The organism is Methylocystis sp. ATCC 49242, from assembly GCF_000188155.2.
Taxonomy (GTDB): domain Bacteria; phylum Pseudomonadota; class Alphaproteobacteria; order Rhizobiales; family Beijerinckiaceae; genus Methylocystis.
This window is the reverse complement of the sequence record NZ_KE124774.1, coordinates 2,574,305-2,599,408: the sequence shown is the minus strand read 5'-3', so window position 1 is coordinate 2,599,408 and position 25,104 is coordinate 2,574,305. Positions and strand designations below refer to the sequence as shown.

At 62.7% G+C, this 25,104-nt stretch carries 26 protein-coding genes; 2 read left to right on the top strand and 24 right to left on the bottom strand.

The features are described 5' to 3' along the window. Positions 1-7 precede the first annotated feature (7 nt). The 22 genes from MET49242_RS26205 to MET49242_RS14585 all read right to left on the bottom strand — a co-directional run bounded on the left by MET49242_RS26205 (position 8) and on the right by MET49242_RS14585 (position 20,681). Positions 8-835, bottom strand: a complete 828-nt coding sequence (locus tag MET49242_RS26205; RefSeq protein ID WP_244430822.1) for a L,D-transpeptidase — start codon at positions 833-835, stop codon at positions 8-10. A gap of 310 nt (positions 836-1,145) precedes the next feature. Beyond that, the gene (locus MET49242_RS14685; protein WP_036283939.1) at positions 1,146-1,448 is read right to left on the bottom strand and encodes a HypC/HybG/HupF family hydrogenase formation chaperone; all 303 of its coding nucleotides are present in this window, start codon (positions 1,446-1,448) and stop codon (positions 1,146-1,148) included. A 179-nt stretch (positions 1,449-1,627) separates the two neighbouring features. After that, positions 1,628-1,861, bottom strand: coding sequence for a hypothetical protein (locus MET49242_RS14680; protein WP_036283938.1), 234 nt, complete (start codon positions 1,859-1,861; stop codon positions 1,628-1,630). 4 nt (positions 1,862-1,865) lie between these two features. Beyond that, on the bottom strand, positions 1,866-2,474 hold the full coding sequence (locus MET49242_RS14675) for a HyaD/HybD family hydrogenase maturation endopeptidase (protein WP_036283936.1): 609 nt from the start codon (positions 2,472-2,474) through the stop codon (positions 1,866-1,868). Between the two features lie 2 nt (positions 2,475-2,476). Next, entirely contained in the window at positions 2,477-3,199 is a 723-nt protein-coding gene (cybH, locus tag MET49242_RS14670; RefSeq protein ID WP_036283934.1) for a Ni/Fe-hydrogenase, b-type cytochrome subunit, read from the bottom strand. Between the two features lie 13 nt (positions 3,200-3,212). Next, positions 3,213-5,009 carry a nickel-dependent hydrogenase large subunit gene (locus MET49242_RS14665; protein WP_036283932.1) on the bottom strand — a complete coding sequence of 599 codons (1,797 nt, stop codon included), beginning with the start codon at positions 5,007-5,009 and terminating at the stop codon, positions 3,213-3,215. Between the two features lie 32 nt (positions 5,010-5,041). Continuing rightward, the gene (locus MET49242_RS14660) at positions 5,042-6,124 is read right to left on the bottom strand and encodes a hydrogenase small subunit (protein WP_036283931.1); all 1,083 of its coding nucleotides are present in this window, start codon (positions 6,122-6,124) and stop codon (positions 5,042-5,044) included. A gap of 225 nt (positions 6,125-6,349) precedes the next feature. Next, the gene (locus tag MET49242_RS14655) at positions 6,350-7,801 is read right to left on the bottom strand and encodes a nickel-dependent hydrogenase large subunit (protein WP_036283928.1); all 1,452 of its coding nucleotides are present in this window, start codon (positions 7,799-7,801) and stop codon (positions 6,350-6,352) included. Beyond that, positions 7,798-8,805, bottom strand: a complete 1,008-nt coding sequence (locus MET49242_RS14650; RefSeq protein ID WP_036283925.1) for a HupU protein — start codon at positions 8,803-8,805, stop codon at positions 7,798-7,800. Before MET49242_RS14650 ends, MET49242_RS14655 begins: the two co-directional genes overlap by 4 nt. Further along, positions 8,802-10,163, bottom strand: a complete 1,362-nt coding sequence (locus MET49242_RS14645) for a sensor histidine kinase (RefSeq protein ID WP_036283924.1) — start codon at positions 10,161-10,163, stop codon at positions 8,802-8,804. Before MET49242_RS14645 ends, MET49242_RS14650 begins: the two co-directional genes overlap by 4 nt. Continuing rightward, positions 10,153-11,598, bottom strand: coding sequence for a sigma-54 dependent transcriptional regulator (locus tag MET49242_RS14640; RefSeq protein ID WP_036283922.1), 1,446 nt, complete (start codon positions 11,596-11,598; stop codon positions 10,153-10,155). The genes MET49242_RS14645 and MET49242_RS14640 overlap by 11 nt, the downstream gene beginning before the upstream one ends. 51 nt (positions 11,599-11,649) lie before the next feature. Beyond that, positions 11,650-12,702, bottom strand: a complete 1,053-nt coding sequence (hypE, locus tag MET49242_RS14635) for a hydrogenase expression/formation protein HypE (RefSeq protein ID WP_036283921.1) — start codon at positions 12,700-12,702, stop codon at positions 11,650-11,652. After that, positions 12,699-13,847 carry a hydrogenase formation protein HypD gene (gene hypD, locus MET49242_RS14630; protein ID WP_036283919.1) on the bottom strand — a complete coding sequence of 383 codons (1,149 nt, stop codon included), beginning with the start codon at positions 13,845-13,847 and terminating at the stop codon, positions 12,699-12,701. The genes hypE and hypD overlap by 4 nt, the downstream gene beginning before the upstream one ends. Next, complete coding sequence (locus tag MET49242_RS14625) at positions 13,844-14,077, bottom strand: HypC/HybG/HupF family hydrogenase formation chaperone (RefSeq protein WP_036283918.1); 234 nt, start codon at positions 14,075-14,077, stop codon at positions 13,844-13,846. Before MET49242_RS14625 ends, hypD begins: the two co-directional genes overlap by 4 nt. Next, on the bottom strand, positions 14,068-16,353 hold the full coding sequence (hypF, locus tag MET49242_RS14620) for a carbamoyltransferase HypF (protein WP_036288228.1): 2,286 nt from the start codon (positions 16,351-16,353) through the stop codon (positions 14,068-14,070). The genes MET49242_RS14625 and hypF overlap by 10 nt, the downstream gene beginning before the upstream one ends. 5 nt (positions 16,354-16,358) lie before the next feature. Next, positions 16,359-17,243, bottom strand: a complete 885-nt coding sequence (gene hypB / locus MET49242_RS14615) for a hydrogenase nickel incorporation protein HypB (RefSeq protein WP_036283917.1) — start codon at positions 17,241-17,243, stop codon at positions 16,359-16,361. Continuing rightward, complete coding sequence (gene hypA, locus MET49242_RS14610) at positions 17,243-17,584, bottom strand: hydrogenase maturation nickel metallochaperone HypA (protein WP_036283916.1); 342 nt, start codon at positions 17,582-17,584, stop codon at positions 17,243-17,245. The genes hypB and hypA overlap by 1 nt, the downstream gene beginning before the upstream one ends. Beyond that, positions 17,577-18,674, bottom strand: a complete 1,098-nt coding sequence (locus MET49242_RS14605; RefSeq protein ID WP_036283915.1) for a nickel-dependent hydrogenase large subunit — start codon at positions 18,672-18,674, stop codon at positions 17,577-17,579. Before MET49242_RS14605 ends, hypA begins: the two co-directional genes overlap by 8 nt. Next, entirely contained in the window at positions 18,671-19,180 is a 510-nt protein-coding gene (gene hybE, locus MET49242_RS14600) for a [NiFe]-hydrogenase assembly chaperone HybE (RefSeq protein WP_036288225.1), read from the bottom strand. The genes MET49242_RS14605 and hybE overlap by 4 nt, the downstream gene beginning before the upstream one ends. Beyond that, on the bottom strand, positions 19,164-19,379 hold the full coding sequence (locus tag MET49242_RS14595; protein WP_036283914.1) for a rubredoxin: 216 nt from the start codon (positions 19,377-19,379) through the stop codon (positions 19,164-19,166). The genes hybE and MET49242_RS14595 overlap by 17 nt, the downstream gene beginning before the upstream one ends. Then, positions 19,376-20,239, bottom strand: a complete 864-nt coding sequence (locus MET49242_RS14590; protein ID WP_036288222.1) for a hydrogenase expression/formation protein — start codon at positions 20,237-20,239, stop codon at positions 19,376-19,378. The genes MET49242_RS14595 and MET49242_RS14590 overlap by 4 nt, the downstream gene beginning before the upstream one ends. A 4-nt stretch (positions 20,240-20,243) precedes the next feature. Further along, positions 20,244-20,681, bottom strand: a complete 438-nt coding sequence (locus MET49242_RS14585; RefSeq protein WP_036283912.1) for a hydrogenase accessory protein — start codon at positions 20,679-20,681, stop codon at positions 20,244-20,246. 396 nt (positions 20,682-21,077) lie between these two features. Between MET49242_RS14585 and MET49242_RS14580 the strand changes: the two genes are divergently transcribed. Continuing rightward, entirely contained in the window at positions 21,078-22,001 is a 924-nt protein-coding gene (locus tag MET49242_RS14580; RefSeq protein ID WP_051134222.1) for a diacylglycerol kinase family protein, read from the top strand. A 6-nt stretch (positions 22,002-22,007) separates the two neighbouring features. Here the strand turns inward: MET49242_RS14580 and MET49242_RS14575 are convergent, their stop codons facing one another. Then, entirely contained in the window at positions 22,008-22,820 is an 813-nt protein-coding gene (locus MET49242_RS14575; RefSeq protein WP_036279258.1) for an IS5 family transposase, read from the bottom strand. Positions 22,821-23,041: 221 nt separating this feature from the next. On the opposite strand from MET49242_RS14575, the gene MET49242_RS14570 reads away from it, so the two are divergent. Beyond that, positions 23,042-23,863 (top strand): hypothetical protein, encoded by an 822-nt coding sequence (locus MET49242_RS14570; RefSeq protein ID WP_036283911.1) that lies wholly within the window; start codon positions 23,042-23,044, stop codon positions 23,861-23,863. A 78-nt stretch (positions 23,864-23,941) separates the two neighbouring features. On the opposite strand, the gene MET49242_RS14565 is transcribed toward MET49242_RS14570, so the two are convergent. Next, positions 23,942-24,952: an MBL fold metallo-hydrolase gene (locus MET49242_RS14565; protein ID WP_036283910.1), complete on the bottom strand. Its 1,011-nt coding sequence runs from the start codon at positions 24,950-24,952 to the stop codon at positions 23,942-23,944. Positions 24,953-25,104 lie beyond the last annotated feature (152 nt).

Here is a 25,104-nt window from a genome sequence, read left to right as displayed (position 1 = left end):
GCTCGGTTCAATTCACGACGACGCGCGCCCCCTTGGCGACGCGGCGGTAAAGGTCGATGACATCCGCATTGAGCATGCGTATGCAGCCGGACGACACGGCCTTTCCGATCGTATCGGGTTCGTTGGTGCCGTGGATCCGGAACATCGTATCCTTCGGGCCCTCGAACAGATAGAGGGCGCGCGCGCCGAGCGGGTTGTCGAGGCCCCCTTCCATATGTTCGGGCAGATCGGGGCGGCGCAAAAGCATTTCGCTCGGCGGCGTCCAGCCTGGCCAATAGGCCTTTCGGCCAATCTGCGCCACGCCCTTCCACTCGAAGCCTTGGCGGCCGACCCCCACGCCATATTCGAGCGCCTCGCCATTTCCCAGCGAGAGATAAAGTTTGCGTGCGCCGGTGTCGATTGTCAGCGTGCCGGCGCGCTGTCCTGTGGGATCATCCACCAGGGTTCGCGTCGACTGATTCGGATCAACCTGGTCGTCGAGGTCGATCGGCGTCGAATAGGCCGGATCGGCGTCCGGCGGCAGCGCCGCGATGCGGGCCCGGCGTCCTTCGGCGCCGCGCGGCTTCGCCCGGGCTCGTGGCTCGGCGTCCTCGGGGTAATCTTCGAGATTTCGTTCATAGGCGTCGGCGCGGGGCGGTCGGCGTGTTGGCGGCTCGTAATAGCCGTCATCCGGGTCGCTTTCTCCGTAGACGCCGCCTTGATCGGCGTAGGGGCGAACGGGAGAGGAGGGGTAAGCCGGATACGCTCCGTAATACTGTCCCATCGCCGCGGGCTGTTCGAACACCGACAGGCCGCCGGCCAGAAACATGACGAGCGCTTTTCGTGAACACAGCATCGGCAATCCACCATTCTGGTCTGGAAAGCGTTTTTGAAAAGCAATCGCGGCAAAAAATGGGACATTCCCGGGCCGCCGGCGGCGGGCCGGATCGGCCATTTTACCGCATCACATGCGCCATCTGAATCTGGCGCAAAGGCGGGGACGAAAATCGTCGATCGACGGGAGCGTCGGTCACGCCCGAATGGCGCCTATCGGCTCACGACGGGACCGTGACATTTCACTGGAAGCTTGCGCACGGCTTTCCGCCAAGCGCCAGAGGAGCTTTTGCTCACGGGCGATTCGAGCGCGACAAGAAAGTCAAGCCACGCTATTTCATGTCCGGTCGAAGATGCGCCGGCAACTCCGGTTCGCGTCCGATGAGGTCGGCGAAGTATTGATCGAAATTGTCCCCGGCCACGGCCGCGCCAAGTCCATCCAGCGCTGCGCCGATCATGGCGGCTTCGTCGTCGTCGAGCACTCGCACCGCTGCGCCGAGATGCACGAGGACATGTGCGCCACTCGGTTGTTCGCCGACAAGAAGCATGGAAATTCTTTCCCTGACGCCCTTTCGCTCGCATAGCGCCGAGAGTTCGTCGCCCTCCAGCACGGTCATGGGAAAGCCGATGCACATTTCTCAGTTCCACGGCGTCGTCAAGCGAAGCTACGGTCGTCCCGTCGCGCTGCAAGTGACGGGATTTGATCGGGCGGCTAAAGCGCGTTCAGGAAAAGTGTAGGTGGTTTTCCCTTCGAACGCGCGACAAGATACGAAGCGAGAACAAATTCGGCGAATTCGAATTCGCCGAATTTGCTCTAGTTGGAGCCGTCGTTCGGCGCCTGCAGCGCTCTCGCCAAAAGAAACGCGGCCAAAGCAATGATTGTCAGCCATGTCGCTGACACGCCAATGGCGAGGAGATGGTCCTGCTGGGTAAATGTGTGGCGTAGCGCGCCGCCGAGGTCTTCCAGGTGGGGTCCGCGATGGCCGAAGGCGGACCCGGGAAGCATTGAGGCCACGACGATCGCGACAGGCGTGCGGAATCTCTTCATGTCGCTAGACTCCCTCGTGGATGGCCGCCGCTTCAAAGCCGCGGCGTTCATAGCCAATGTGGTCGATCCCGTTCGACAGCAGGCGCTCGCCCGCCTCCGGCGAACCGGGGCGTCGCGCGCATGTGACGCCCCACTCCTCGAGAAGCAGCCGCGCCGTTTCGACGGCGCCGGAAATCGCGCCCTGCACCGGCCGGGTGAGGGCGCCGCCCCAGTTTTCGAGATCCAGAGGCTGGCAGCCGATCAGCGCGAGCTTTCCCGGATATTGCCCGAGCAGATCGGCGGCGCTGAGCACTTCCTGAAAGCCGGTCTGATGCAGGCTCATTTTCTTCGCGCCTGTGAATTTTGGCACCTGATCGTCCCGCACCAGTTTCAGCGCGCCTGGCTCGAGGCCATAATCGATCGCGTCGAAGACCAGTAGATAGTCCGCTTCCCGCACAAACTGCACGAGATACAGGCCCTGCGTTCCCCCATCGAGGATGGTCACATTTTCTGGCAGGCGAAAGCGTTGGTGGAATTCCTCGACGGCCCGCACGCCGAAACCCTCGTCGCCCCAGAGAATATTGCCGATGCCGAGGACAAGAATGCGCGGCTCTGCGTTTTGCGCGGCGTTCATTTTCACGCCTCGTCCTTGAAATGGCGCTCACCGGATATCATCGAGGAAATGATGCTCTGGCGCGACATGATGTCTTCGCGAACGGCCGCATAGATATGCACAATGATGAAGGTGACGAGCAGCCACATGCCGAGATGATGATAGGTGTGAACGTCCTGACTGTTGGGGCAGATCAGAAACACCCATCCGAAAGCTTTCGCTTCCCAGCTGTCGGCTCCTTCCCCTTCCGAATACAGCGCGAAGCCGGTGACGATCATGAAAAGCGACGCCAGCGTGTACATGGTGAACATCGCCATTTGCGCGAGCGGATTGTGGCCCACATATTTCTTGGGCGCCTGTTCCAGAAAGGCGTACCAGCGGATTTCGTGCGCCAGTTCGCTCCAATAGGCGCGACGCCAGACGGGAAGATGGAATATCTGGCGCGAGTGATTATTGCCCACGAAAGCCCAGTATGCGCGCAACAGGAAACCAACCGCCATGATCTGTCCCGCCGTGAAATGAGCGAAACGGATATAGCCGAGGACGAAGTGCTGGGACGCCTCTCCCGCCACCGTCGGCGGCGGAGAGCCGATGAAATAGCCCGTCCCGATCAGCACGAAGATGGCGAGGGCGTTGACCCAATGCCAGAGACGAACGGGCGCCTCGTACACATAGACGGTCGGACGGGCGACCGGCTTTTCGTCGAGCGCGTCGGCGGCGCCGATATTTTGTGAGACATCGGTCATCTGCTTCGCCTCCCTAGCGCACCTGCACCCTTGTCATTTCCTGCCCGTCATCGCTCATCACATGCGTCGAACAGGCGAGGCAGGGATCGAAAGAGTGCAGCGTGCGCAGGATTTCGAGCGGCTGCGCAGGGTCGATCATCGGCGTATCCATCAGCGCGGCTTCGAAAGCGCCGATGTTTCCAGCCGGATCGCGCGGCGAGCCGTTCCATGTCGTCGGCACGACGCATTGGTAATTATCGATCTTGCCGTCCTTGATCTTGATCCAGTGGGCGAGCGCGCCGCGCGGCGCCTCGGTGAAGCCTACGCCCTTCGTGGCGGCCGGCCATGTCTTCGGCTCCCATTTCTCGACATTGGCGGTCGAGAGATCGCCAGCCTTGATATTGCCGATCAGCTTGTCGAAGAAGTGGCGCATCTGATAGCCGGCCCATTGCGCCTCGAGCGCGCGCGCGGCGGTGCGGCCGAGCGTGGAGAACAATGCTGTCGTCCGCAGATCGAGATCCTTCAGGACTTTCTCGACCGGCTCCTTGAATTGCGGCTTGCCCTGCGCATAGCCGATCACCCAGCGGGCGAGCGGCCCGACCTCCATGGCGTGGCCCTTCCAGCGCGGCGCCTTGATCCAGGAATATTTCGCGCTTTCGTCGAGCTCTACGATATTCGTCTTCGTGCCCTTGGCGTTGGGGCCAAGTTCGAAATGTGGCTCCGTGACGCCATCCCACGGATGCAGGCCTTTGGTCTCGTCCCCGTATTTATACCAGGAGTGCGCTACGAACTCCTGTATTTCATTGGGATCGCGCAGATCGACGGGGTGGATTTCGTCGAGTTTGCCGTTGATGATCGCGCCCTGCGGCAGCAGTAGATTACTGGCGCTGTAGTCGTTGGCGTTCTCTGGCACGTCGCCATAGGCGAGAACGGATTTGCCCGAAAGCCCGCCGCCATGGAGCCAGTCCTTGTAAAAGGAGCCGATCGCCATGACGTCCGGGATGTACACCTTGTCGGTGAATTCGATCAGCTGATCAATGATGCTGTCGACGAGATTGAGCCGCTCCATGTTGACGGCGCCGACGGCGCCCGTTCCGTCGACGTTGATCGCGCAGGGAACGCCGCCGACGAGCCAGTTCGGATGCGGATTCTTGCCGCCGAAGATGGTATGGATCTTGACGATTTCCTTCTGGAAATCGAGCGCCTCCAGATAATGCGCGACCGCCATGAGATTGGCCTCGGGCGGCAGGCGATAGGCCTTGCTGCCCCAATAGCCGTTCTTGAAGGGTCCCAGCTGGCCCGACTCGACGAATTTTTTCAACCGAATTTGCAGGTCTTTGTAATAGCCCGGGGAGGACAAGGGCCAGCTGGAAATCGACTGCGCGAGTGAGGACGTCGATTTCGGATCGGCGCTGAGCGCCGAGACGACGTCGACCCAGTCGAGCGCGTGCAGATGATAAAAATGCACGATATGATCGTGCACCTGCAACGCGAGCTGCATCAGATTTCGAATCGAATTGGCGTTCTCGGGGATCGTGACGCCGAGCGCGTCTTCGACCGCGCGCACGGAAGTGAGCGCATGGGTCCCGGTGCACACGCCGCAAATCCGCTCAGTGAAGGCCCATGCGTCGCGCGGGTCGCGGTTCTTCAAAATAACCTCGATGCCGCGCCACATGGTGCCGGTCGAAACCGCATTGCGGATGACATTTTCAGAATCGACATTCACCTCGACGCGCAAATGTCCTTCAATGCGCGTCACGGGATCGACGACGATGCGTTTCCCGCTATTGTCGAGGTTGAAGCCGTTGGGCGTCTGCGAAATCTGCGTCATGGGTGGTCTTCCCGAAAATCGCGCGAGCGGATTCAAGCCGTGTGATCATTGTTCTTCGTGACGACGCGCTTGATCGCCGTCGCCGCGGCGTGAACAGCGACTGCCGCGCCAACCGTTCCCGCAACCGCCATGCCGATTTCGTCCGCGTTCTTCTCGACGCCGAACTGATGGATATTCGTGAGCCGTTCATAAAACGGCCCCTTGTCCCAGAAGCCGTCTTCCGAACAGCCAATGCAGCCATGGCCCGACTGGATTGGAAAGGAGACGCCGCCATTCCAGCGCACTGTCGAGCAGGCGTTGTAGGTCGTGGGTCCCTTGCATCCCATCTTGTAGAGGCAATAGCCCTTGCGCGCGCTTTCGTCGTCCCACTGCTCGACGAATTGGCCCGCGTCGAAATGCGGACGGCGATAGCATTTGTCGTGAATGCGCTGCGAGTAAAACATTTTCGGCCGGCCCTGGCGGTCGAGCTCGGGCAGCCGCCCAAAGGTCGTGATGTAGGTGACGACGCCGGTCATCACCTCGGCGATCGGCGGGCAGCCGGGAACCTTGATGATCGGTTTGTCCCTTATCACCTTGTCGATCGGCGTCGCTTGCGTTGGATTGGGTTTTGCGGCCTGCACGCAACCCCATGAGGCGCAGGCGCCCCAGGCGATGATCGCCATCGCGTCCTCGGACATCCATTTCAGCTTTTCGACGAAGGGCCGACCCCCGTCGATGCAGAACATGCCATCTTCATTGAGCGGCGGGTTGCCCTCCACGGCGAGGATGTATTTGCCTTTGTATTTCTGCTTCGTCTCTTCGAGGATCGCTTCGGCCTGATGGCCGGCTGCGGCCATGATCGTGTCGTCATAGTCGAGCGAGATCATCGACAGCACGACGTCCTTCACCAGCGGATGCGCCGAGCGGATGAAGCTTTCGGAGCAGCAGGTGCATTCGAGGCCGTGCATCCAGATCACCGGCACACGTTCTTTCGTTTCCAGCGCCTTGGCGATGTTCGCGGCCCCCACCGGACCCATGCCGAGACTTGCGGCGGTCAGGCTGCAGAATTTCACGAAGCTTCGCCGCGTGACGCCCTGACGGCGAATGACGTCGTAAAAGGTCTCAATAGCGGTCATGCCCGCTCCTCCAGATCGCTTCCTCGCAGTCGGTCGCGTCTTTTGCCGCGCCGTTATTGTTTGGGCTGGAGATAGCAAGGCGTGGGCCAGGCTTGCGAGGCAGATACAAGCTTTAGAAAAACCAATTAGTTATTGGAAAGCCGGCGTTAGCGTGGAAGAAAACTTCAAGGCGCCGCTGGCCAGGAAATTTTCATACGCCGGAAACGGGATTGCCAGCGCCAGTCCTCAATGCGCCGTGCAAACCATGCAGGGATCGAAGGAGCGGACGACGTGCTGGACCGCTGCGGCTCGCGCGCCCAACCCTGCGAGCGGCGAGCCCGTGAGGGCCTGTTCAACAGGGCCGGCGACGCCCCGCGCGTCGCGCGGGGAGAAGTTCCATGTCGTCGGCGCGATGATCTGATAGTTGCGAATCTTGCCCTTGCGCGCGCTCATCCAATGTCCGAGCGAACCGCGCGCAGCCTCGACGAGCCCGAAGGATTGACCTTCGGCGTCGGCGGGCGCCGGAACGCAAAACGGCTCGGCGAGCGCGAGCGCCTTCGCCCAGTTCTCCGCCGTATCGGCCAAAATCGCGAGTTCGATGAGCCGCGCCGTCACGCGCGACAAGACATTCGAGCCGCGCGAGCGCGCGAGCAAAGCTCGTATCAGCGGGTGACCGTGAACGGCAAGCCGCGCGACGGCGCCGACTTCCGCGGGCCGTCCCATGAGCCGCGGGGCTTTCGCCCAGGAATAGGCGTCGGGTTTTTCCGCATATGGCTCCGTTCTCGCGGTTGCGGGATCATCCGAACCATCCCGCATCCAGGCGTGGGCGACATCCTCTCGTATTGCAGCCGCGTCCAGCGGCGAGAGGGTCCTCGTCGCGGGATCGAATATCCCTTCCTTCAGAAATGCGCCTCCGTCGTCGCGATAGGCGCCGTAACTCAAAAGCGCGTTGGCGGCGACCCCGAGGCGCTCAAGATCGAGCGCTTGCGCAATGCGCAAGAAGGACTGGAAATCTCCGCGTGCGCCGGAGCTTTCGGCGTAATTCTCCAATTGCTCGGGCGTCTCGATGGCAAGAACATCGCCCAGAGGCGCGGCGAACAAGACCGTTTCGAGAAAGCGTCGGAAATCGCGGGTGACGCCGATGAGTTGCGTCTTCAGCCCCAGATCGATCGCGCGTGTCGTGCCGCCGGGTTGAAATGCGAGACTGTGCGGCCATTTGCCGGCGAGGACGCCCATGATTTCGAGAAGGCGCTTTCGTGCCTGCAAGACCTCATTGCCCGCTGACCCGCTCACCGCCTTGAAGCGCCGCTCGACGTCTACGAACCAGGACTCTTGCGCATATTGCGCGCGCGCGAAGTCCGGCATGAAGAAGAGATAGAAATGCGTCAGATGGTCGGCCATGTTTTCGGCGGCATGGGCGAGATTGGCCGCGATCAAGCCATTGCGTGCAGGCGTCAAACCGCAAAGCGCGCGCAGCGCCGCCGCGGCCGCCATCGACTGGGAAACGGAACATATGCCGCAGATACGCGGCGCGATGACGAGCGCGTCCGGTGCCGGTCGCCCGACGAGGATCTGCTCGAAGCCGCGATAAAGCGGAACCGTCACCCGCGCCGAAACAACCGCATCGTCCGCGATGTCGAGCGCTATTTCGAGATCGCCCTCCACGCGGTTGAAAGGGCCGACGATGAGGCGGGTCATGTTTGCGGCTTTCGTTCGGCGCGCGGCGGCACGATGACGTGATCGGCGGAAGCATTCTTGCGCACGCGCTGTGGCGTCGCAGATTTCGACAGCGCCGCCAGAGCCATGAACCAGGCCTTCGGCATGTCGAGAGGCAATCCCACCGGCACGCCGCCGATCTTGGGCGTCGCGTGATAGGCGTGAATATTCTCGAAGCCTGGCGAGGTGCAGGCGATGCAGGCGAAGCCGCCATTGGTGCAGGAGCCCGAGCCGTTCCAGCCTCGCTGATTGCAGTCGCCGACCGCCTGCGTCGCCTTGCAGCCGAGATGCTCCATCATGCAGCCGCGTTGCGACAGTTCTTCGGCGCTCGCCTTGAATTCATAGAATTCGTTGCGGCTGCAGCCGTGATGGGCGAGATGATCGGAAAAGAATTTCGGTCGGCCGAGCGCGTCGAGATCGTCCGCCGTGAGCGCACCGAGCGACAGCGCCGCGAGCGTCTCCATGATCCAGCCGGGATGCGGCGCGCAGCCGGCGACATTGATGACCGGCAATCCCTTGCGCGAACGATAATCCGAGCCCAGCGCCCCGCCGGCCGCCGCCTGATGAAACTGGAGCCCCGTCGCCTCGGTCGGATCGGGATCGCCCGCCGGAACGCCGCCATATGCGGCGCACGAGCCGACGGCGACGCAATAATCCGCCATCGGCGCAAGCGCGCGCGTCCAGTCCAGCATCGTGCGTCCCGTACCGGAGAGGCGGTTGAACAAGCCGGTTCCATCAGGCCCGTGCAGTATTGCGCCCTCGACGCAAAGCGCGTGAAGCGGCGTCTCGCCGTTCTCGACCCGCGCGAGAATGTCGAGCGCTTCCTCGCCCGTTTCCTCGCTCACGCTCGGATGCCAGAGCAAATTGACGCCAACAGTTACAAGTTCGCGGAACCATCCGGCGGCGCCGTGTTCGATAACCGCCATGGTGCAGCCGCCGCAACCGCCGGCCTGAAGCCAAAGCATGTTGAATGGCTCGACGTTCATGCCGTCTGGGCTCCGTTCATAGGCAACCTTACGGTAAAGACCGCGCCGCCGTTGCATCCGTTGGCCGCGACGATCGAGCCGCCATGCTCCTTGACGATGGAATAGCTGATCCAGAGCCCGAGCCCGGTTCCTTCGCCGACAACCTTGGTAGTGAAGAAAGGCTCGAAGACCTTGTCCAGAAGCACGTCGGAAAGCCCACGGCCATTGTCCGTGACGCTGATCTCCGCCTCATCGCCCGCCTTATTTATGCCAATGCGAATGCGCGGAGCCGCAACGTCGCGGGTGGCGTCGAACGCATTGTCGATTAGATTGACGAGCACCTGATGGATTTGACCTTCATGCGCTTCGATGGTCAGGCCTGGTTCACATTCGAAAACGACGTCCGCCTGTACGCGCTTGCTGCGCGCCGCCCAGTTGGCGGCCGTTCGCGCAATGCGTTCGAGTTCGACCTCCTGCGTCTCCGTCGTTCGGCTGAATGAGAGGCGACGCAGGTTCTTCACGATGTCGCTGATTCGAACGGCGCCTTCCAGCATCCCTTCGATCAGCGAGGGAAGATCGGCGAGGATGGCGTCGACCTTGAATTTGCGGCGTAGGTCGTCATCTTCCGCGTCGCGCCGCCGCTCGACGAAATAGCCCGCAAGCGAACGGCGGTATTTGTCGAGCGTATGGATATTGCCGTAGACGAAACTGATGGGATTGTTGAGTTCATGCGCGACGCCGGCGACAAGGCGTCCGAGGCTCGCCATCTTTTCCTGTTCGATGAGTTTTCGCTGCGCCTTTTGCAAGTCGAGATGCGCATGGTGAAGCGCCTCATAGGCGCGTTTCAATTCGCCGATGGGACGGCCGGTGAGAACGGCGCCCACCCTGCGGCCCGAGTGATCGAAGCGCGTCGAGCAATTCACAGCCATCAGGTCGGAAGCGCCCTGATCGGTATGAAAACGTAGTTCGCATTCGGTGACCTTGCCTTCGACCCCTGCGGCGATCATGGCGAGCGCGCGCGCGCGGCTGTCCTCGGCCAGATGATCGCCCAATGGCGCGCCAACGAGCATTTCTTCGGACAGTCCGGTCATGCGCAGGAAGGCGGCGTTGACCTGGATGATGCGGCCTCTCTCATCGCAGACAAGCAGAATGTCCGAGACCGAGGCGAGGACGCTCGAAATGAATTGCTGCGTCTCTTCCAGCTCGGCGTTCTTGGCCTCGAGGTCGGACTCATATTTGATGAGGTCGGAATAGACTTCGTCGACCCTGTGGATGACTTCGAGCCACATGTTTTCGGTCTGCTCATTGTCGGGAAGGCCGGCGCTTTCCGAAAGAAGATCGAGCATGTTGCGCGGGCGCGAGATCTTTCTAGTCGTCATCGCAGCCGTTCCGGTTGATGTTGTAGCGCTCGATCTTGTTGCGCAGTCCGACGCGAGAAAGTCCGAGCTCCTCCGCCGCATGGCTGATATTGGCGCCGCAGCGGCGCAACGCCTCCTCGATCAAGTCGCGCTCCAGCGCTTCCACCCGATCCTTCAGCGTGCGTCCAACGGATTCGCGCGGGGCTCCGCCATTGTCCGGCGCCAAAATCCGTGGCGAAAGAAGTTGCGGAGGCAATGGCGCGTCGCTCTCCGACAGGGTCACCATGCGCTGAATCTCATTATGCAATTCACGCACATTGCCCGGCCATGCATAGCAGTTCAGGCGCTCCACGGTGTCTGGCGCGAAGCCCTGAATGTTGCGCTTGAAGTTCCGGTTGACCTCGCCGAGAATGTGATTGGCGATGAGTTCGATGTCGCACGGTCTTTCGCACAGCGGCGGCAGGTGAATGGGGAAGGCAGCGATGCGATAGTAGAGATCGCGCCGAAAACGCCCGGCCTCGATCTCCTCTTCAAGACTTCTGTTTGTTGCGGCGATCAGACGCACATTGACCTTGCGCGGGCGTAGCGCGCCGAGCGGCCGGATTTCCCCCTCCTGAAGCACGCGCAGCAGGCGCACCTGGAAGGCGGCCGAGGTTTCGCCGATTTCATCGAGAAAGATCGAGCCGCCGTCGGCGAGTTCGAACAAGCCTATTCGATCCTGGTAGGCGCCGGTGTAGGCGCCCTTCTTGCAGCCGAAGAGTTCGCTTTCCAGCAGATCATCCGGCAGCGCGCCGCAGTTCTGCACGACGAAAGGCTTGTCAGCACGGTCCGAACAATAATGGATCGCGCGCGCGAGCAACTCCTTCCCGGTTCCGGAGGCGCCGGTGATGAGAACCGAAATGTCATATTCCGTCGCCTTTCGCGCGAGGGCAATGACGGGCGTGACGGGACTGTCCGGCCGATGGACGATGCGGCCGAATTCGAAGAGGCGTTGCTCTCCGCGCCGTTTCCTCGCAATCTTCTGGCTGAGCACTTCGTTGGCGGGCTTGTTGTCTGCGTCCGCCCCGCCGATCTCCTTTTGATAACGATAAAGCTGCGCAGCCTCACGCACGCTCGCGATGAGCTTTTCGGGCCGCCACGGCTTGGTGATGTATTGATAAATGCCGGCTTCATTGACGCCGGCGATGATGTCCTCCGACTCGGTGTAGCCGGAGATAATTATTCTTATGGGGTCCGGCCATATGAGGCGCGCGCGCTTCAGGAAGTCGACGCCGCTTTCTCCCGCCATTCTCTGATCGCAAAGAATGACCTGAACGAGTTCCCCTTCGAGAACCGCTTCCGCCTCGCTTGCGTTCGCGGCGCAAATCACTTCGAAGTCGTCGCAAAGCACGCGGTGCAGCGCCTCGCGCGAGCGAAGCTCGTCGTCGATCACCAGCACGGTCGCCGAGGATGTCATCACGATATTCCGGTCAGGAGGCCGCGGTGTCCGGTTCATTCCGCGCCGCTCCTAACATATGCGCGGGAGCTGCTCCCCCGAAAGCCAGTCGACGATGCGCCCGCCGCCAAAGGAGGTCGTCATTTGAACGAAGTTCTGGTCATCTTCGATGACATGGCCGATGAGCACGGCGTCCTTGCCGAGCGGATGGGCGCGCATGCGCGCGAGGAGCGCTTCCGCCGCTTCCGGCGCGCAGATGGCGACAAGCTTGCCTTCATTGGCGACATAGAGTGGATCCAGCCCCAGAAACTCGCAGGCTGCCGCCACTTGAGGTTTGACGGGGATGCGCGCCTCGTCGATCAGAAAACCGACATTCGATTGATGCGCTATCTCGTTCAGCGCCGCCGCGAGGCCGCCGCGGGTCGGGTCTCGCATGACGCGCAGGCTTCCGCCGGCGATTGCGGTCATTTCCGCCGTCAACTCATGAAGCGCCGCGGAGTCGGAAAGGACCTCCACGCCAAACTCGAGATTGGATCGGCGCGACATGATCGCGACGCCATGGTCGCCCATGGATCCCGAAACCAGCACCGCGTCGCCGGGCCGCGCCTTGTCGCTCGAAAGGTTCACGCCATCCGGGACGACGCCCATGCCGGCCGTGGAGATGAAAAGGCCGTCCGCCTTGCCGCGCTCCACGACCTTCGTGTCGCCGGTCACGATCGGCACGCCGGCGGCGCGCGACGCCTCGCCCATGCTTTGCGCAATGCGCTTGAGATCGGCGAGCGGAAAGCCTTCCTCGATGATGAAGCTCGCCGAGAGATATTTCGGCGCCGCGCCGGCCATGGCGATGTCGTTGATCGTGCCATGGACAGAGAGCGATCCGATGTCGCCGCCAGGGAAAAACAGCGGCGAGACGACATAGCCGTCGGTCGTCATCACTAGACGTCCGGGCAGGACGCCGAGCGCGGCCTGATCGTCATTGCGTTGCAGCCACTCGTTACCGAAGGCGTCATGGAAAATATCGGCGATCAGCTGCGCCATGGCCCTGCCGCCCGAGCCATGTGATAGATCGACGCGCCCGTTCCTGATGTCGAGCTTGCGGCGGATGGGCTTCAACGGCGCGTTCATGAGGCTGCCTTTTGCATCTGCTCGCGGGCGCGGTCACGGAATCGGCCATAGGCGTAATGCGCCGCGCAGGAGCCTTCCGACGACACCATGCAGGAGCCCATCGGCGTCTCCGGCGTGCAAAGCGAGCCGAACAGCTTGCAGTCCGTCGGCCTTTTCGCGCCGCGCAGGATTTCGCCGCATTCGCAGGCCGGATTGTCGGCCGCGGTTTTGGTGTGAATGTCGAAACGCTGTTCCGCATCATATGCCGCATAGGCGTCGCGCAGCCGCAACGCGCTGTGCGGCACGGCGCCGAGGCCGCGCCATTCGAAACTTTCACGCAGTTCGAAAACCTCATCCATTTCCGTTTGCGCCTTGAGATTGCCATCGCGCGATACGGCGCGAATATATTGGTTCTCGACCTCGCAGCGGCCGCTGTTCACCTGCCGCGCCAGCATCAGGATGGATTGCATCACGTCCAGCGGCTCGAACCCGGAGATGACGATTGGCTTGCGATAGCTGTGCGCGACGGTTTCATAGGGTCGCGCGCCGATGACCGTGCTGACATGCGCGGGCCCGACAATTCCGTCGAGACATGTCTGACCCGAGGCGTCTTCGCCGTCGAGTATGCTGCGCATCGCGGCGGGGGTCAGAACATGGTTGCAGAAGACGAAAAAATTGCGCAGCCCTTCGGCTTGCGCCTGTTTCACCGCGAGTGCGGTCGGCGGCGTGGTGGTCTCGAAGCCGATGGCGAAGAAAACGACGTCTCGCTGCGGTTCTGTTCGCGCGATGCGCAGCGCGTCCATCGTCGAATAGATCATGCGAATGTCGGCGCCGGCGGCGCGCGCCTTCATGAGGCTCATTGCTCCCGAGGCCGGCACGCGCATCAGATCGGCGTAAGTGCACAGCGTCACGCCGGGCGTCTCGGACAGCCTTATCGCATCGTCGATGCGACCCACCGGCAGCACGCAGACGGGGCAGCCCGGGCCGTGGATCATGCGGACATTTTCCGGCAGCATGTCCTCGACGCCATAGCGCGAGATAGCGTGCGTATGGCCGCCGCAGAATTCCATGAAGCGATAGGACCTGTCAGCGTCCGTCTCGCGAGCGATGGCGGCGGCGAGCGCTTTTGCGAGCTCCGCGTCGCGATATTCGTCGACATATTTCATAATGTGTTTTCCATCGCGGCCATCGCCTCCCGCAACAGATCGAGCGTGCGCTCGGCCTCCGCCGGATCAACCTTCGACAGCGCATGTCCGACGTGGACGACGACGAAGTCGCCAACTTTCAGATCGTCGATCAACGCGACGTTGATTTCCTTGGAGACGCCGCCCATGTCGATGCGCGCCATATATTCACCGAGGAGTTCCGTTACCTGCGCGGGGATGGCTAGGCACATGAGATGAGATCCGCCTTTGGAGAATTTGTGACCCCGGCGCGCGCCATCGCGGCCTGACCGAACGACAGGCCGCCGTCATTGGGCGGCAATTGTCGCGCAAGCAGGGCGCGCAGACCAAGGGCGCGCAGCCGTTGCGTGACGCCTTCGGCCAGGACGCGGTTCATCATACATCCCCCGCCGAGCGCGATGATGTCGATCGAATGATTTCTCGCCGCCGCCGCCGCGAATTGCGCAAGACCTTCGACAATCGTTCCGTGAAAGAGCTCAGCCCCTTCGCGCTGCGCCACGCGGCCGCAGGCGAAAGCGTCGAGCAGCGGCGTGAAGTCCAGTTCCGTCCGCGTCAGCCGAAAGCCGTTTGCCAGCACGCGCGGCGTTGCGACAAGCGATTCCATCTCCATGGCCGCCTGCGCTTCATAGTTCTGGCGCGCGCAGACGCCGAGCAAGGCCGCCGCGGCGTCGAAGAGGCGGCCCAGGCTCGAGGTCGCGGGCGGCGCATAGCCAGCGCTCATGAGTTGCGCCATCTCGCATGCGCGGGGTTCGTCTGCAAAAATGCGCGGGACGGCGTCGAGCCGGCCGAGCTTCGCCAGCGCGCCGACGCCCATACGCCAGGGTTCGCGCGCGGCGCGGTCGCCGCCGGGCGCGGGGAGCGGCGACAGGCCGCCGAGACGCCGCCAGATATGACCGTCGAGCCGCATCAGCTCGCCGCCCCACGATCCTCCGTCGGCGCCGAGCCCATGCCCGTCGAGCGCCAGCCCCAGCGCCGGCTCCGTAACTTGATGCTCCGCAAGAACGGCCGCGAGATGGGCGGCGTGATGCTGTATTCGGATGAGCGGCCGCGCCTGTTCCTCCGCCCAACGCGTCGACAGATAATCGGGGTGGAGATCGCAGGCGAGGATTTCCGGTTCGACGTCAAGAAGATCGAGAAGCCGTCGCGTGGTTTCGTAATAGTAGCGCGCGGCCGCGCCGGCGCTGAGATCGCCGATATGTTGCGACACGAAAGCCTCTCGCCGCCGCGTCACCGTCACCGTCGCCTTCAGATGCGCGCCGGCGCCGACCACACAGGGGCCGTCGGCGCCGAGGTCAATCGGCTCCGGGACGAAACCGCGCGCGCGCCGCAGAAAGGCGGGCGCCCCGTCGACAACGGTCATGACGGAGTCGTCGACGCGCGTCACGATCTCACGGTCATGCGTAACGATGATGTCGGCGATCGACGCAAGACGCGCCTGCGCTTCGTCGTTGTCCTTGACGATTGGATCGCCGCCGACATTGGCGCTGGTTGCGACAAGGGCAAGGTCGTGCGGCGCTACTCGCCACTCTTTGCCTGTCGGCGCGCCGGCGGCGGCATGGAAAATGAGATGATGCAGCGGCGTATAGGCCAGCATGACGCCGATGCGACCGAGACGCGGCGCGACGCCCGGCGCGACGTCGTCCCGCCGATTCATCAACACGATTGGACGCGCGGCCGTTTGCAAGAGCGTCATTTCGGCGTCCGTCGCGTCCGCCACTTTCCCGACGGAGGCGACATTGGCGACCATGATTGCGAAAGGCTTCGCATCGCGCGCCTTGCGGCGTCGCAATTCATTGACGGCGGATTCGTTGCGCGCGTCGCACATCAGATGGAAACCGCCGATGCCTTTCACGGCGACGATCTTGCCGGCGAGAAGCGCGGCGGCGATCTCTTCCGGCGCAAGTGAAAGCGTCGGGCCGCAGGCCGGGCAGGCGACGGGTTCGGCGTGGAAGCGGCGGTTGGACGGGTTGCGATAGTCGCGCGCGCAACCATCGCACATCGCGAATGGCGCCATCGAGGTCTGCGCACGGTCGTAAGGCAGTCGATGCGTCAGCGTGAAGCGCGGGCCGCAATGGGTGCAGGTGACGAACGGATAGCGATGGAAACGGCTCGTCGGATCGAATAGATCGTTGAGGCACGCTTCACAGACGGCCGCGTCGGGGATGATGCGCGTCTGCGTCCTGCCGCCGACCGAATCCAGGATGGCGAAATCGCCGCATTCACGCGGCGGCAGTTCCTCGATCTCCAGCGCTTCCACGCGCGCGAGCGGCGGAGTCTCGAGATAAAGCGCGTCCAGAAACGCGCTGACGCCGGTCCCCTGCACCTCGAGCAACACGCCTTCAGCGTGGTTCTTCACGAAGCCCTTCAGCCGCATGCGCGCCGCGAGATCATGAACGAAGGGCCGAAAGCCAACGCCCTGCACGGCCCCGCGCACGCGCACGCGTAACCGTCGCGCGGCGGGCGTGTTAGCGGGGCGTGCATAGGACAAGGCCGCTACTCCCGGACGGCGACGCGCGCTGCGCGCCCCTCGATCCATGCATAGAAGGCTTGCATCCCCTCTCCCGTGCGGGCAGAGACGGTCAGCGTCTGCAAATTCGGATTCACCCGCAGCGCCGCCGCAATGCAGGCGCCGACATCGAAATCCAGATGCGGCAGCAAGTCGGCCTTGTTCAGCAACATCAAATCGGCGGCGGCGAACATGTCGGGATATTTGACCGGCTTGTCCTCGCCCTCGGTGACCGACAACACGACGACCTTGTGCGCCTCTCCGAGGTCGAAGGCGGCGGGACAGACGAGATTGCCGACATTCTCGATGAACAGCAGACCGTTCCTCGGCGGCGCAAGCGTCTCCAGCGCATGGCCGACCATATGCGCGTCGAGATGACATCCCTTGCCGGTGTTGATCTGCAGCGCCCTTGCGCCCGCCGCGCGGATGCGCTCGGCGTCGTTTGAGGTTTGCTGGTCGCCTTCGATCACGACGACCTCGTGACGCGGCTTGAGATCGTTGATCGTGCGCGCCAGTAGCGTCGTCTTGCCGGAGCCGGGGCTCGAGACGAAATTCAACGCCAGATTTCCGTTGGCGGCGAGCCATGCGCGATTGTCGCGCGCGAAACCGTCGTTCTTGGAAAGAATGTCGCGCTCGATGCGAACGATGCGCTCCTGGCTGAGGCCGGGCGCGTGCGCGCCGGCGAGCCCCGCGCCGTAATCGATCACGTCGCCGGCATGGCGGTGATCATGATGAGCGTGGTCGTGATGATGATCGTGATCATGGTCATGATGAACGTGATCATCATGGTGATGGCCGCGCCCCCCGTGCTTGTGGTCGTCGTCGGAATGTCTCTCGATCACGGTGGTTCCGCATCCGCATACGGCGCACATCACGCCACCTCCAGTTCGATCAGGCGAAAATCGTCCCCGCGCGTCATTTGCACGCGGTAATGTCCGCAGTCGGGACAGGGCCCGAAGCGTTCGGAGATCGCGACTTCCTTGCCGCAGTCGAGACACCAGCCCGCGCCGGCGATGTCGATCATGTCGAATCTCGCGCCATCGGAGATGGTCCCGCGCGTAACGGCGTCGAAGCAAAAGCGCAACGCCTCGCGGTCGACATGGCTGAGGGTGCCGACGGCGACCCGGATGACGTTGATGCGCTGCGCCTGATGTTTGCGAGCTTCTTCTTCGGCAAGATCGACAAGCGCTTCCATCAGAGACATTTCATGCATGACGCGCCTCGCGAAGCTCGATCGTACAGAATGTGCAGGGATCGAACAAGGCCATGAGGCGCGCGATGAAAAGCCGCGCCTGCGCCTGCCTGGACAAATCGAGCGTCGCGAGCAGGCGCGCCAACGGCCCGGCCGGATGAAAATTCCACTCGGTGGGCGCCAGTATGTCGTATGACGTCACGCCGCCATCGGCGCCGACCGCGATGCGATGAAAGAGAAGGCCTCGCGGCGAGTCGACGAGCGAGAAACCTTCGCCGGGCGAATGCGACCAGGCGGCGACGAGGCGGTTGTGTAATCCCCTGGAGTTTTCGAGCGAGCGGAGGGCGTCGAGGGAGTCGACGATGTCGAGAAGCTGCGCCTGAAGCCGCGCGGCGAAGAGACCGATATCGCGGCGCAACTGCGCAAAGCGGCGAGCGAATGCGCCGGTTTCGACGGCGCGGCCCGGCAGCGTCGGGCGGGACAGGAAATCTCTTGATCGGGCACGTAACGCGCGATGCACAGCGCCCGCGTCGGCCGCAGACAGGAAGTCGGCCTGCGGCGGGAAAGGCGCCGCCTCGGCGCATGTCGATGCGTCGCGCCACAAGCGCCCCCACCAGCCTTGCGACGGCGGCTCGAAATCCTGTGTCGGCGCGCCCGTTTCCCGCGCGGCCGCCATCAGGTCGGCGCGTATTTTCGAAATGTCGACGCCCGGCGCGCCAGCCTCGCGAGCGGCCGATAGCGCCGCGCGGACGGCGGGCGCGAAGGCGCGACGTTCTGCTGAATCGCCGGCGCCAGGCCAGTCCAGCACGGCTGCGCGCAAATGTTCGGCGATGCGCTCGGCATGGAGCGCGAGAGCCCAGCGTCGCTGCATCGTTTCCGTTATCGGTTGTGCGATGGCGGCGGAGAGGGCGGCCTGTGAGGCGATGCGTTGCGACGCTGCGCAAAGGGTGAACAGCGTCCCGACGAGAGAAGGAGCGTTGACGGCAGGCGTGTTTTTCAGCAGCGCGGTCGTATCCGGCAAACGCCGCGGCGATATTGTCACTTCCGTGACTCGGCCGTCGGCGAGGGTCACCGCAAGGCCGATTCCCGGATTACTGTCCGCCGCCGTCATTGCATCGCTTCCGGTTCGGACTGGCGCGCGCCGAAGAGCAGCGCCCGCCGATCATATCGGGATGGCGACCGTTCAGGCTCCCGCGATGGAGCGGGATCCAACAATGCAGACAGGACCGCCTCAGCCGTCGCGCGGGCCATTTCATGGTCGGCGAAGTCGTCCATTGGCGAAAAAAGCGAACAGCCGTCGACGCGGCCGAAATTCTCTACGTGTCCGACGATGAAGTCGATGCAGCCTGCCGGGAGCAGCCATTGCGCGGTCGTGCTGAAAGGAGCTTTCGGGAGATCGCAGCCTTCGACGCCGCAGATCGCGAGATTCATGAACCAGGGCGTAACGATGATCCCGATCGCCGCCTCGCCGAAGGAACGAAAGCCGATCGCTTCGACGTCGAGCCGCAGATTGCAGATCGGGACGTCGCGCATTGCGGTCTCGAAAACGCCCCGGTAATGCCGGGCGAGCCTGTCGCCGGCGACCCGCGCGCGGCGATTGTCACTTTCCGGCGTCATCATCCAGCCTCATGAACTTGTCGCGCGGCGCGTCGCAATTGGGACAGCGCCATTCCACGGGCAGGTCTGAGAATGCTGTGCCCGGCTGAATCTGCCAGACGTCGTCGCCCTGCGCGGGATCATAGACCTGCCAGCACACGCCGCATTCCATTCGGGCGTCAGCATCCAGATCACGCCGGCTGAAGTTCTCGAAGCTCATTTGAAATAGGCCTCGTGGATTTCGAGAAGCCTTTCGCTCGAGTCCCGGAAATCCTCCACGGCGGCCTGACCGACGACGGGGACATCCCCGATTTCGAGCGTGTCGAGAACGATCTCGTCCATGGCGTTGAAATATTGCACCGACCAGACATGGCGGGTCGCCGTCGCGTGGATGCGGCATTTTCCATATCCGCGCGACAGCAATCCAACGGGGCCATCGCCAAGCGTATGCTGCAGGAACGCCATGTCCTCCGGCGTCATCGGAAAGAGCGAGAAATTGACGATATGTGACTCGGCGCCGGGCTCGAACGCGTCGACGCGCGCGCGGATTTCAGCAAGAAGCGGCATCACATTCATTACATTTTCCGGCGGCGCGCCGAAGGCGACGTCGCGCGCATTGGCGACGGCCGCGCGCCGGACCACTTCAGGAATGGCCGCTATTTCCAGATAGTCGCCGATGACGCGCTCGTCCGCGTCGCTGAAGCGCACGCGCCACAGACCCGCCATGGTCGACTCGGAAATCTGCGCCGTGACGCCATCCGGCAGCGCGACCACGCCGCTGACTTCTCCGGAGCCCAGCGCCTGCGAGAGGAGTTCGCGCTCATCCGCGTCATATTCCGTCACGTCCACCAATCTTCCCGGCGCGTCGGCTTTCTGCCGCGCGAGAGCGTCGGCGAGTTCGGGGAGAAGGCGGCCGACCCTTTCGCAGCGTTGGATGAGACCCTCGACGCCCGCGCGCGCAAGGCCGTGAACCGCGCCAGAGCCGGTTCGACCGGGCGTCGCGAGTTCGTCGACGCCAATCGGCGCGATTGTCATTGCGGCCTCTGCGCCTGCGGGCGCCATCCAGAATCCCGCTTTCATGGCTTCAGGCTCCCCGGCCATGCGTGAACTCGACCTTCGGCCCTTGCGGGCCGGCGACGAGCGCCGCCGAGGGTGCGAGAAAGGCCTCGATTCTGGCGATGTAATCGGCCCAGTCGTATATCTTGGGGAGGACGCCGACGGTTTCCCGCCGACGCATCACGACGAGGCAAGGCGACGCATAGGCGTGAAGACGAGGACGCAACTTGGCTTCCGCGGCAGGCGCGATCAGGGCGCCGCGCAGGCGACCTGCGAAATATTGCAGGAGTTCGGGGAGGACCACTGCGACGTCCGCCGTTTCCGCCCGCTGGCCGGCTTCCCCTGCGAAAAACAGGATGGCGTGCGTTTTGGCCGCGGCGGCCTCGTCCAGGAAATGGTCGAGGCGATCGGCGTCAACCATCGGCAGGCCGCGCTGCTCGACGAGCTGGCGCAAGATTGGCGACATTAATCAGCCTCCCCTGGATCTCCGGCGCATTTTTGCGCTCTCGCGGCAAGATAGGCAAGCGGCGCGCCAGAACCGCGTGCATTTTATAAACACATGATATTAAATAATTTTTTCCCGTAGCTTGGGGAGTGCGGCGCGCCGACGGCAACAAGTATCTTTCCAGTAAGGAAAAACAAGTTTCCAGCACGCGCCGGTGCGCTCATATTCGCTCCCGGCCCCTTGGGGAACCTCTTTGTGAGCGCGCCCATCGTCCGGCGCGGCGACCACGCGATTTCCGTTCATCTCCACTTGGCGGGGCTTTTTTCACTGCTTGCTGACCGGCCCGGAACAAGTTACTGCGCAGACGAAGTCCGTCGTTTGACCAATATCCTCAGAGCATTGCGGAGAAGCCGTTTCTTGTCCGAGATCGTCAACGCGCGCGTCGCGATGGACGGCCCCCCGCGAGCATCCGCCCGACGCATCGCGATCATCGTAAATCCCGTCGCCGGGAAATATCGCAGGAGCCGCATCGGCGCGATCGCACAAATCCTTCGCCGCGACGGGCGACATGTGGAGATCGCCGAAAGCGCGGGTCCCGGCTGCATTCGCGAGATCGCTCGCGCTATTCCCGCAGACATGGTCCTTGCCGCGGGCGGCGACGGGACCATCAATGAAGCGGTCGCCGGATTGCTGGACCGTGCGAGTCCCCGGCCAGCGTTCGGCGTTATTCCTCAGGGCACCGCGAATGTTCTCGGCCACGAACTGGGATTGCCGCGCGGCGCGCAAGATCTCGCGAATGTGTTTCTGGCGGGCCACACCCGAAAGCTCCATCCGGGCCTCGCAAACGGCCGCCCTTTCGTGCTGATGGCGTCGGCCGGACTGGACGCCGAGGTCGTCAGCTCCGTCAATTTGTCGCTGAAGAAGAAACTCGGAGGTCTCGCCTATATCGTCGCCGCGGCGCGGACGCTGAATCGAGAAGCGAAGGACATCGAAGCGACGATCGGCGACACGAGAATTCTGGCGAAGCTCTTCATCGTCAGCAAGGCGAAGCGCTATGGCGGAAATTATCTTCTCGACCCTGACGCCGACATATTCAATCCCGGCTTTACCCTCGTCGCCGTAAGCGACATTCGCCCTTTCGCCTTGTGCAAGATTGGACTGGCGCTCATGGCGGGGCGGTTGGACAATGTTTCCGGGATCAGGAAAATGCGCGTGAAGGCCGTTTACCTGCGCTCCCGCGACACCGTCGCCACGCAGATCGACGGCGATGTTCTGGGCGTGACGCCGCTCATCGTGTCGGAAGGATGTGAGGCGCTCGATATATTGACGCCGAAAGCTTAGAGGGTGTTATGCACCTTGGATCATGAAATCTGCTGCGCGCTTGAGCATGAGACATGCGAAGGCGACGACGTGGAGTCCTGCGAGGGTCTGAGCATAGCGCTCGTAGTCTTTGACGAGCCGCCTGCATCGCGTCGCCCAGGCGAATGAACGCTCGACCACCCAGCGCTTGGGCAGCAACACGAAGCCTTTTTTGGCCTCGGCGAGTTTGACGACGCAAAGCTCGGCGCCCTGCGCCTTTGCGGCCTCGGACGCCTTTTCGCCGGTGTAGCCCTGATCGACATAAACGAGTTCGACGCTTTCGCCTGTCACATCCTGCACGGCTGCGATGAGCTTGCCGACCTCGGCGCGGTCATCGACATTCGCCGGCGTGACATGCAACGCCAGCAAATGGCCCAATGTGTCGACTGCCATGTGCAGCTTCGAGCCGCGCTTTCGCTTCGCGCCGTCATAGCCCGCTCGTGGGCCGCTCTCAGGGGTCGAGCGCAAGGTGCGGCTGTCGATGATCGCCGCCGTCGGCTCCGCCGCCCGCCCGGAAGCGACGCGCAACTGGGCGCGCAGATCCTGCGCAAGCGCCTCGAACACGCCCGCCGACAGCCAGCGCTGCGATTGCTGATACACGGCGAACCATGGCGGCAGATCGTTGGGCATGGCGCGCCAGGCGATGCCGTAGCGCAGCACGTAACGCAGGCCGTTGAACAGCTCGCGCAGCGAATGTTGACGCTGCGGCGCGCCTTCGTCCATGAGCGTCAGATAAGGCGCAACCAGCGACCATTCTTCGTCGCTGACGTCAGACGGATAAGGTTTGCGAATCGGAGACATCCGATTCTACTAAGACAATCAATCACCAAAGTACATAACACCCTCTAGCCATATGCATGGTTTCGGACAGCGAAGTTTCCGACGAACCTCCCCAGGTCGCGCCGGGCGCCGCAGTAGCAGCGTTCGGCTTCCCGAACGCCGACCCGTTTGCTGGGGTCCATCGATAAATCATATGATCGCGATCCGATCGAAAAGAGCTCGAAACGGGAGTTTGTTGCTTCATGGATTTCAGCGTCGTCTTCTGGGTCTTTGTCGTCTTCGCCGTGCTGCAGCCGATCCTGCGGCAGCGTTTTCTCGAGAGCATGCGCCGGCGAAGGATTTCCCAAATCGAGCGGGCGCGGGGGTCGCGGGTGATCCTGCTCGTGCATCGCGAAGAGCGGGTCAGTCTGCTGGGGCTGCCGATCATCCGCTACCTCGACATGAATGATTCAGAAGAGGTGCTGCGCGCAATTCAGCTGACCGATCCGAATATGGCGCTGGACATCGTTCTGCACACGCCGGGAGGACTTTATCTGGCGGCGACGCAGATTGCGCGCGCGCTCGGCGGCCACAAGGGCAAGGTGACGGTGTTCGTGCCGCATTACGCCATGTCCGGCGGAACGCTGATCGCGCTCGCCGCCGACGAGATCATGATGTGTCCGCATTCTGTGCTCGGTCCGCTCGATCCGCAGGTCGAGGGGTTGCCGGCCGTCTCGCTTCTTCGCGTGCTCGAACAGAAGCCTGTCGCCGAGATCGACGACGAGACGCTCGTCCTGGCCGACATTGCGCAAAAGGCGCTCACCCAGCTGGAGCAGACCGTTGCGCAGCTTCTGAAGAGCAGCATGGGCGCGACAGCCGCCTCTGAACTCTCAAAGACGCTCACCAGCGGCCGGTGGACGCATGATTACGCCATTACGGCCGAGGAGGCGCGCGACATGGGTCTGCCGGTCAAGACCAGGATGCCGAGCGAGGTGCTCGAACTTTTGGCCCTCTATCCGCAGCCGATCCTCGAAATGCCGAGCGTCGAATATCTGCCGACGCCACATTCCAGAAACGGCAAGTGACGGAGAGGAAAGCCGTCGACAGCAAAGAGCGCGAGATTGGTCCATGCCGTGTCCCGCCCGGAAACGCGGCCCATCGCTTCAGCGAGCAAGAAAGGCCTCCTGCGCTTCCTGCGCGAGACGCTCGCCTTGTCCTCGGTAGCGCGGAGAATAGTGGAGCGTCACGAGCCTTTTGACTCCGGCGCGGCGCGCAAGCGTTCCCGCCTGTCGCGCCGTCAGATGACGGCGCTTCGCCGCCGCCTCGGAGTCGACGTCGAGGAAGGTCGCCTCGATGAACAGCATGTCCGCGCGCTCCGCTAGTCTGACGATCTTTTCGATATTGGCGTCGGTGTAAGCGCAATCGACGACATAGACGATCTTGCGGCCGGAAGTGATCTGCATGATCTCCTTCTTAAGAAAACCGAGCGGAAGCGCCGCTGGCCTGTCATCCCCGCCGTCGCGCCACGTCACCGGTATGAGGGTCGCATCGTCCGCGCCCTGAAGCGTCGCCGCCTTGAAATTGCGTAACCAGGGACCGACGGCGAGCCCCATGGCTTCCACCTTGTTGCGCCACACATTGATCTGCGCTCGCTCCTCGAGCGCGAAGGCCAGCACCGGCACGCCGTGATCGAGGGTGGTTGCGCGAACCTGAATCCCTGGCTCCTTGAGCACCAGTCCCTCTATGGCTCGGCTCTCGTCACCATCGCGCCGTTCGAACCGGGATCGTCCGGAAAATCGCGCCGATTTGAGGCGACCCAATTCGTCGAGCTCGGTGACGAGAAAAGTAAGATTGCCGTCATAGCCGTCGATCAGGTTCCAGCTATAGGCGGAAAGCTTGTGCTCGACAGCATTTATGATTCCGGCGGGACCATAGACGCCCAGCGTCTTCTCTCTGCCGAGGGCGCATCGCAGCAACTGGTCAAAGCCGGCAAAGTGATCCATGTGGAGATGGGTGACGAAAACGTTGCTGACGCGGAGCAGTTTTCGCGCCGAAAGCCGGGAGATGTCGCCGAGGTCGAACAGCAGCGCGCGCTTTTCGAAAACGAGATCCACATAGAGCCCCGGATCGTCGAAGGGATAATTGACAAGCGCGGGGTCGAAATGGCGCGGCATGCCTTCATCTATCTCGCAGGAGAGTGGACGCCGCGGCGGACGAATGGGCGCAAAAACGGAGTTTCATGACGCCATGTTTCGCAGGACTCCATCCGATAATCTTCCGTGGCGGCAGGGCTCGCTTCCTTTACCAACTATAGCGCGTTTCCGGA

Coding starts and splice junctions, on each gene's coding strand:
- MET49242_RS26205 (WP_244430822.1), bottom strand. CDS start 835: ATGCTGTGTTCACGAAAAGCGCTCGTCATGTTTCTGGCCGGCGGCCTG.
- MET49242_RS14685 (WP_036283939.1), bottom strand. CDS start 1,448: ATGTGCATCGGCTTTCCCATGACCGTGCTGGAGGGCGACGAACTCTCG.
- MET49242_RS14680 (WP_036283938.1), bottom strand. CDS start 1,861: ATGAAGAGATTCCGCACGCCTGTCGCGATCGTCGTGGCCTCAATGCTT.
- MET49242_RS14675 (WP_036283936.1), bottom strand. CDS start 2,474: ATGAACGCCGCGCAAAACGCAGAGCCGCGCATTCTTGTCCTCGGCATC.
- cybH (WP_036283934.1), bottom strand. CDS start 3,199: ATGACCGATGTCTCACAAAATATCGGCGCCGCCGACGCGCTCGACGAA.
- MET49242_RS14665 (WP_036283932.1), bottom strand. CDS start 5,009: ATGACGCAGATTTCGCAGACGCCCAACGGCTTCAACCTCGACAATAGC.
- MET49242_RS14660 (WP_036283931.1), bottom strand. CDS start 6,124: ATGACCGCTATTGAGACCTTTTACGACGTCATTCGCCGTCAGGGCGTC.
- MET49242_RS14655 (WP_036283928.1), bottom strand. CDS start 7,801: ATGACCCGCCTCATCGTCGGCCCTTTCAACCGCGTGGAGGGCGATCTC.
- MET49242_RS14650 (WP_036283925.1), bottom strand. CDS start 8,805: ATGAACGTCGAGCCATTCAACATGCTTTGGCTTCAGGCCGGCGGTTGC.
- MET49242_RS14645 (WP_036283924.1), bottom strand. CDS start 10,163: ATGACGACTAGAAAGATCTCGCGCCCGCGCAACATGCTCGATCTTCTT.
- MET49242_RS14640 (WP_036283922.1), bottom strand. CDS start 11,598: ATGACATCCTCGGCGACCGTGCTGGTGATCGACGACGAGCTTCGCTCG.
- hypE (WP_036283921.1), bottom strand. CDS start 12,702: ATGAACGCGCCGTTGAAGCCCATCCGCCGCAAGCTCGACATCAGGAAC.
- hypD (WP_036283919.1), bottom strand. CDS start 13,847: ATGAAATATGTCGACGAATATCGCGACGCGGAGCTCGCAAAAGCGCTC.
- MET49242_RS14625 (WP_036283918.1), bottom strand. CDS start 14,077: ATGTGCCTAGCCATCCCCGCGCAGGTAACGGAACTCCTCGGTGAATAT.
- hypB (WP_036283917.1), bottom strand. CDS start 17,243: ATGTGCGCCGTATGCGGATGCGGAACCACCGTGATCGAGAGACATTCC.
- hypA (WP_036283916.1), bottom strand. CDS start 17,584: ATGCATGAAATGTCTCTGATGGAAGCGCTTGTCGATCTTGCCGAAGAA.
- MET49242_RS14605 (WP_036283915.1), bottom strand. CDS start 18,674: ATGACGGCGGCGGACAGTAATCCGGGAATCGGCCTTGCGGTGACCCTC.
- hybE (WP_036288225.1), bottom strand. CDS start 19,180: ATGACGCCGGAAAGTGACAATCGCCGCGCGCGGGTCGCCGGCGACAGG.
- MET49242_RS14595 (WP_036283914.1), bottom strand. CDS start 19,379: ATGAGCTTCGAGAACTTCAGCCGGCGTGATCTGGATGCTGACGCCCGA.
- MET49242_RS14590 (WP_036288222.1), bottom strand. CDS start 20,239: ATGAAAGCGGGATTCTGGATGGCGCCCGCAGGCGCAGAGGCCGCAATG.
- MET49242_RS14585 (WP_036283912.1), bottom strand. CDS start 20,681: ATGTCGCCAATCTTGCGCCAGCTCGTCGAGCAGCGCGGCCTGCCGATG.
- MET49242_RS14575 (WP_036279258.1), bottom strand. CDS start 22,820: ATGTCTCCGATTCGCAAACCTTATCCGTCTGACGTCAGCGACGAAGAA.
- MET49242_RS14570 (WP_036283911.1), top strand. CDS start 23,042: ATGGATTTCAGCGTCGTCTTCTGGGTCTTTGTCGTCTTCGCCGTGCTG.
- MET49242_RS14565 (WP_036283910.1), bottom strand. CDS start 24,952: ATGCCGCGCCATTTCGACCCCGCGCTTGTCAATTATCCCTTCGACGAT.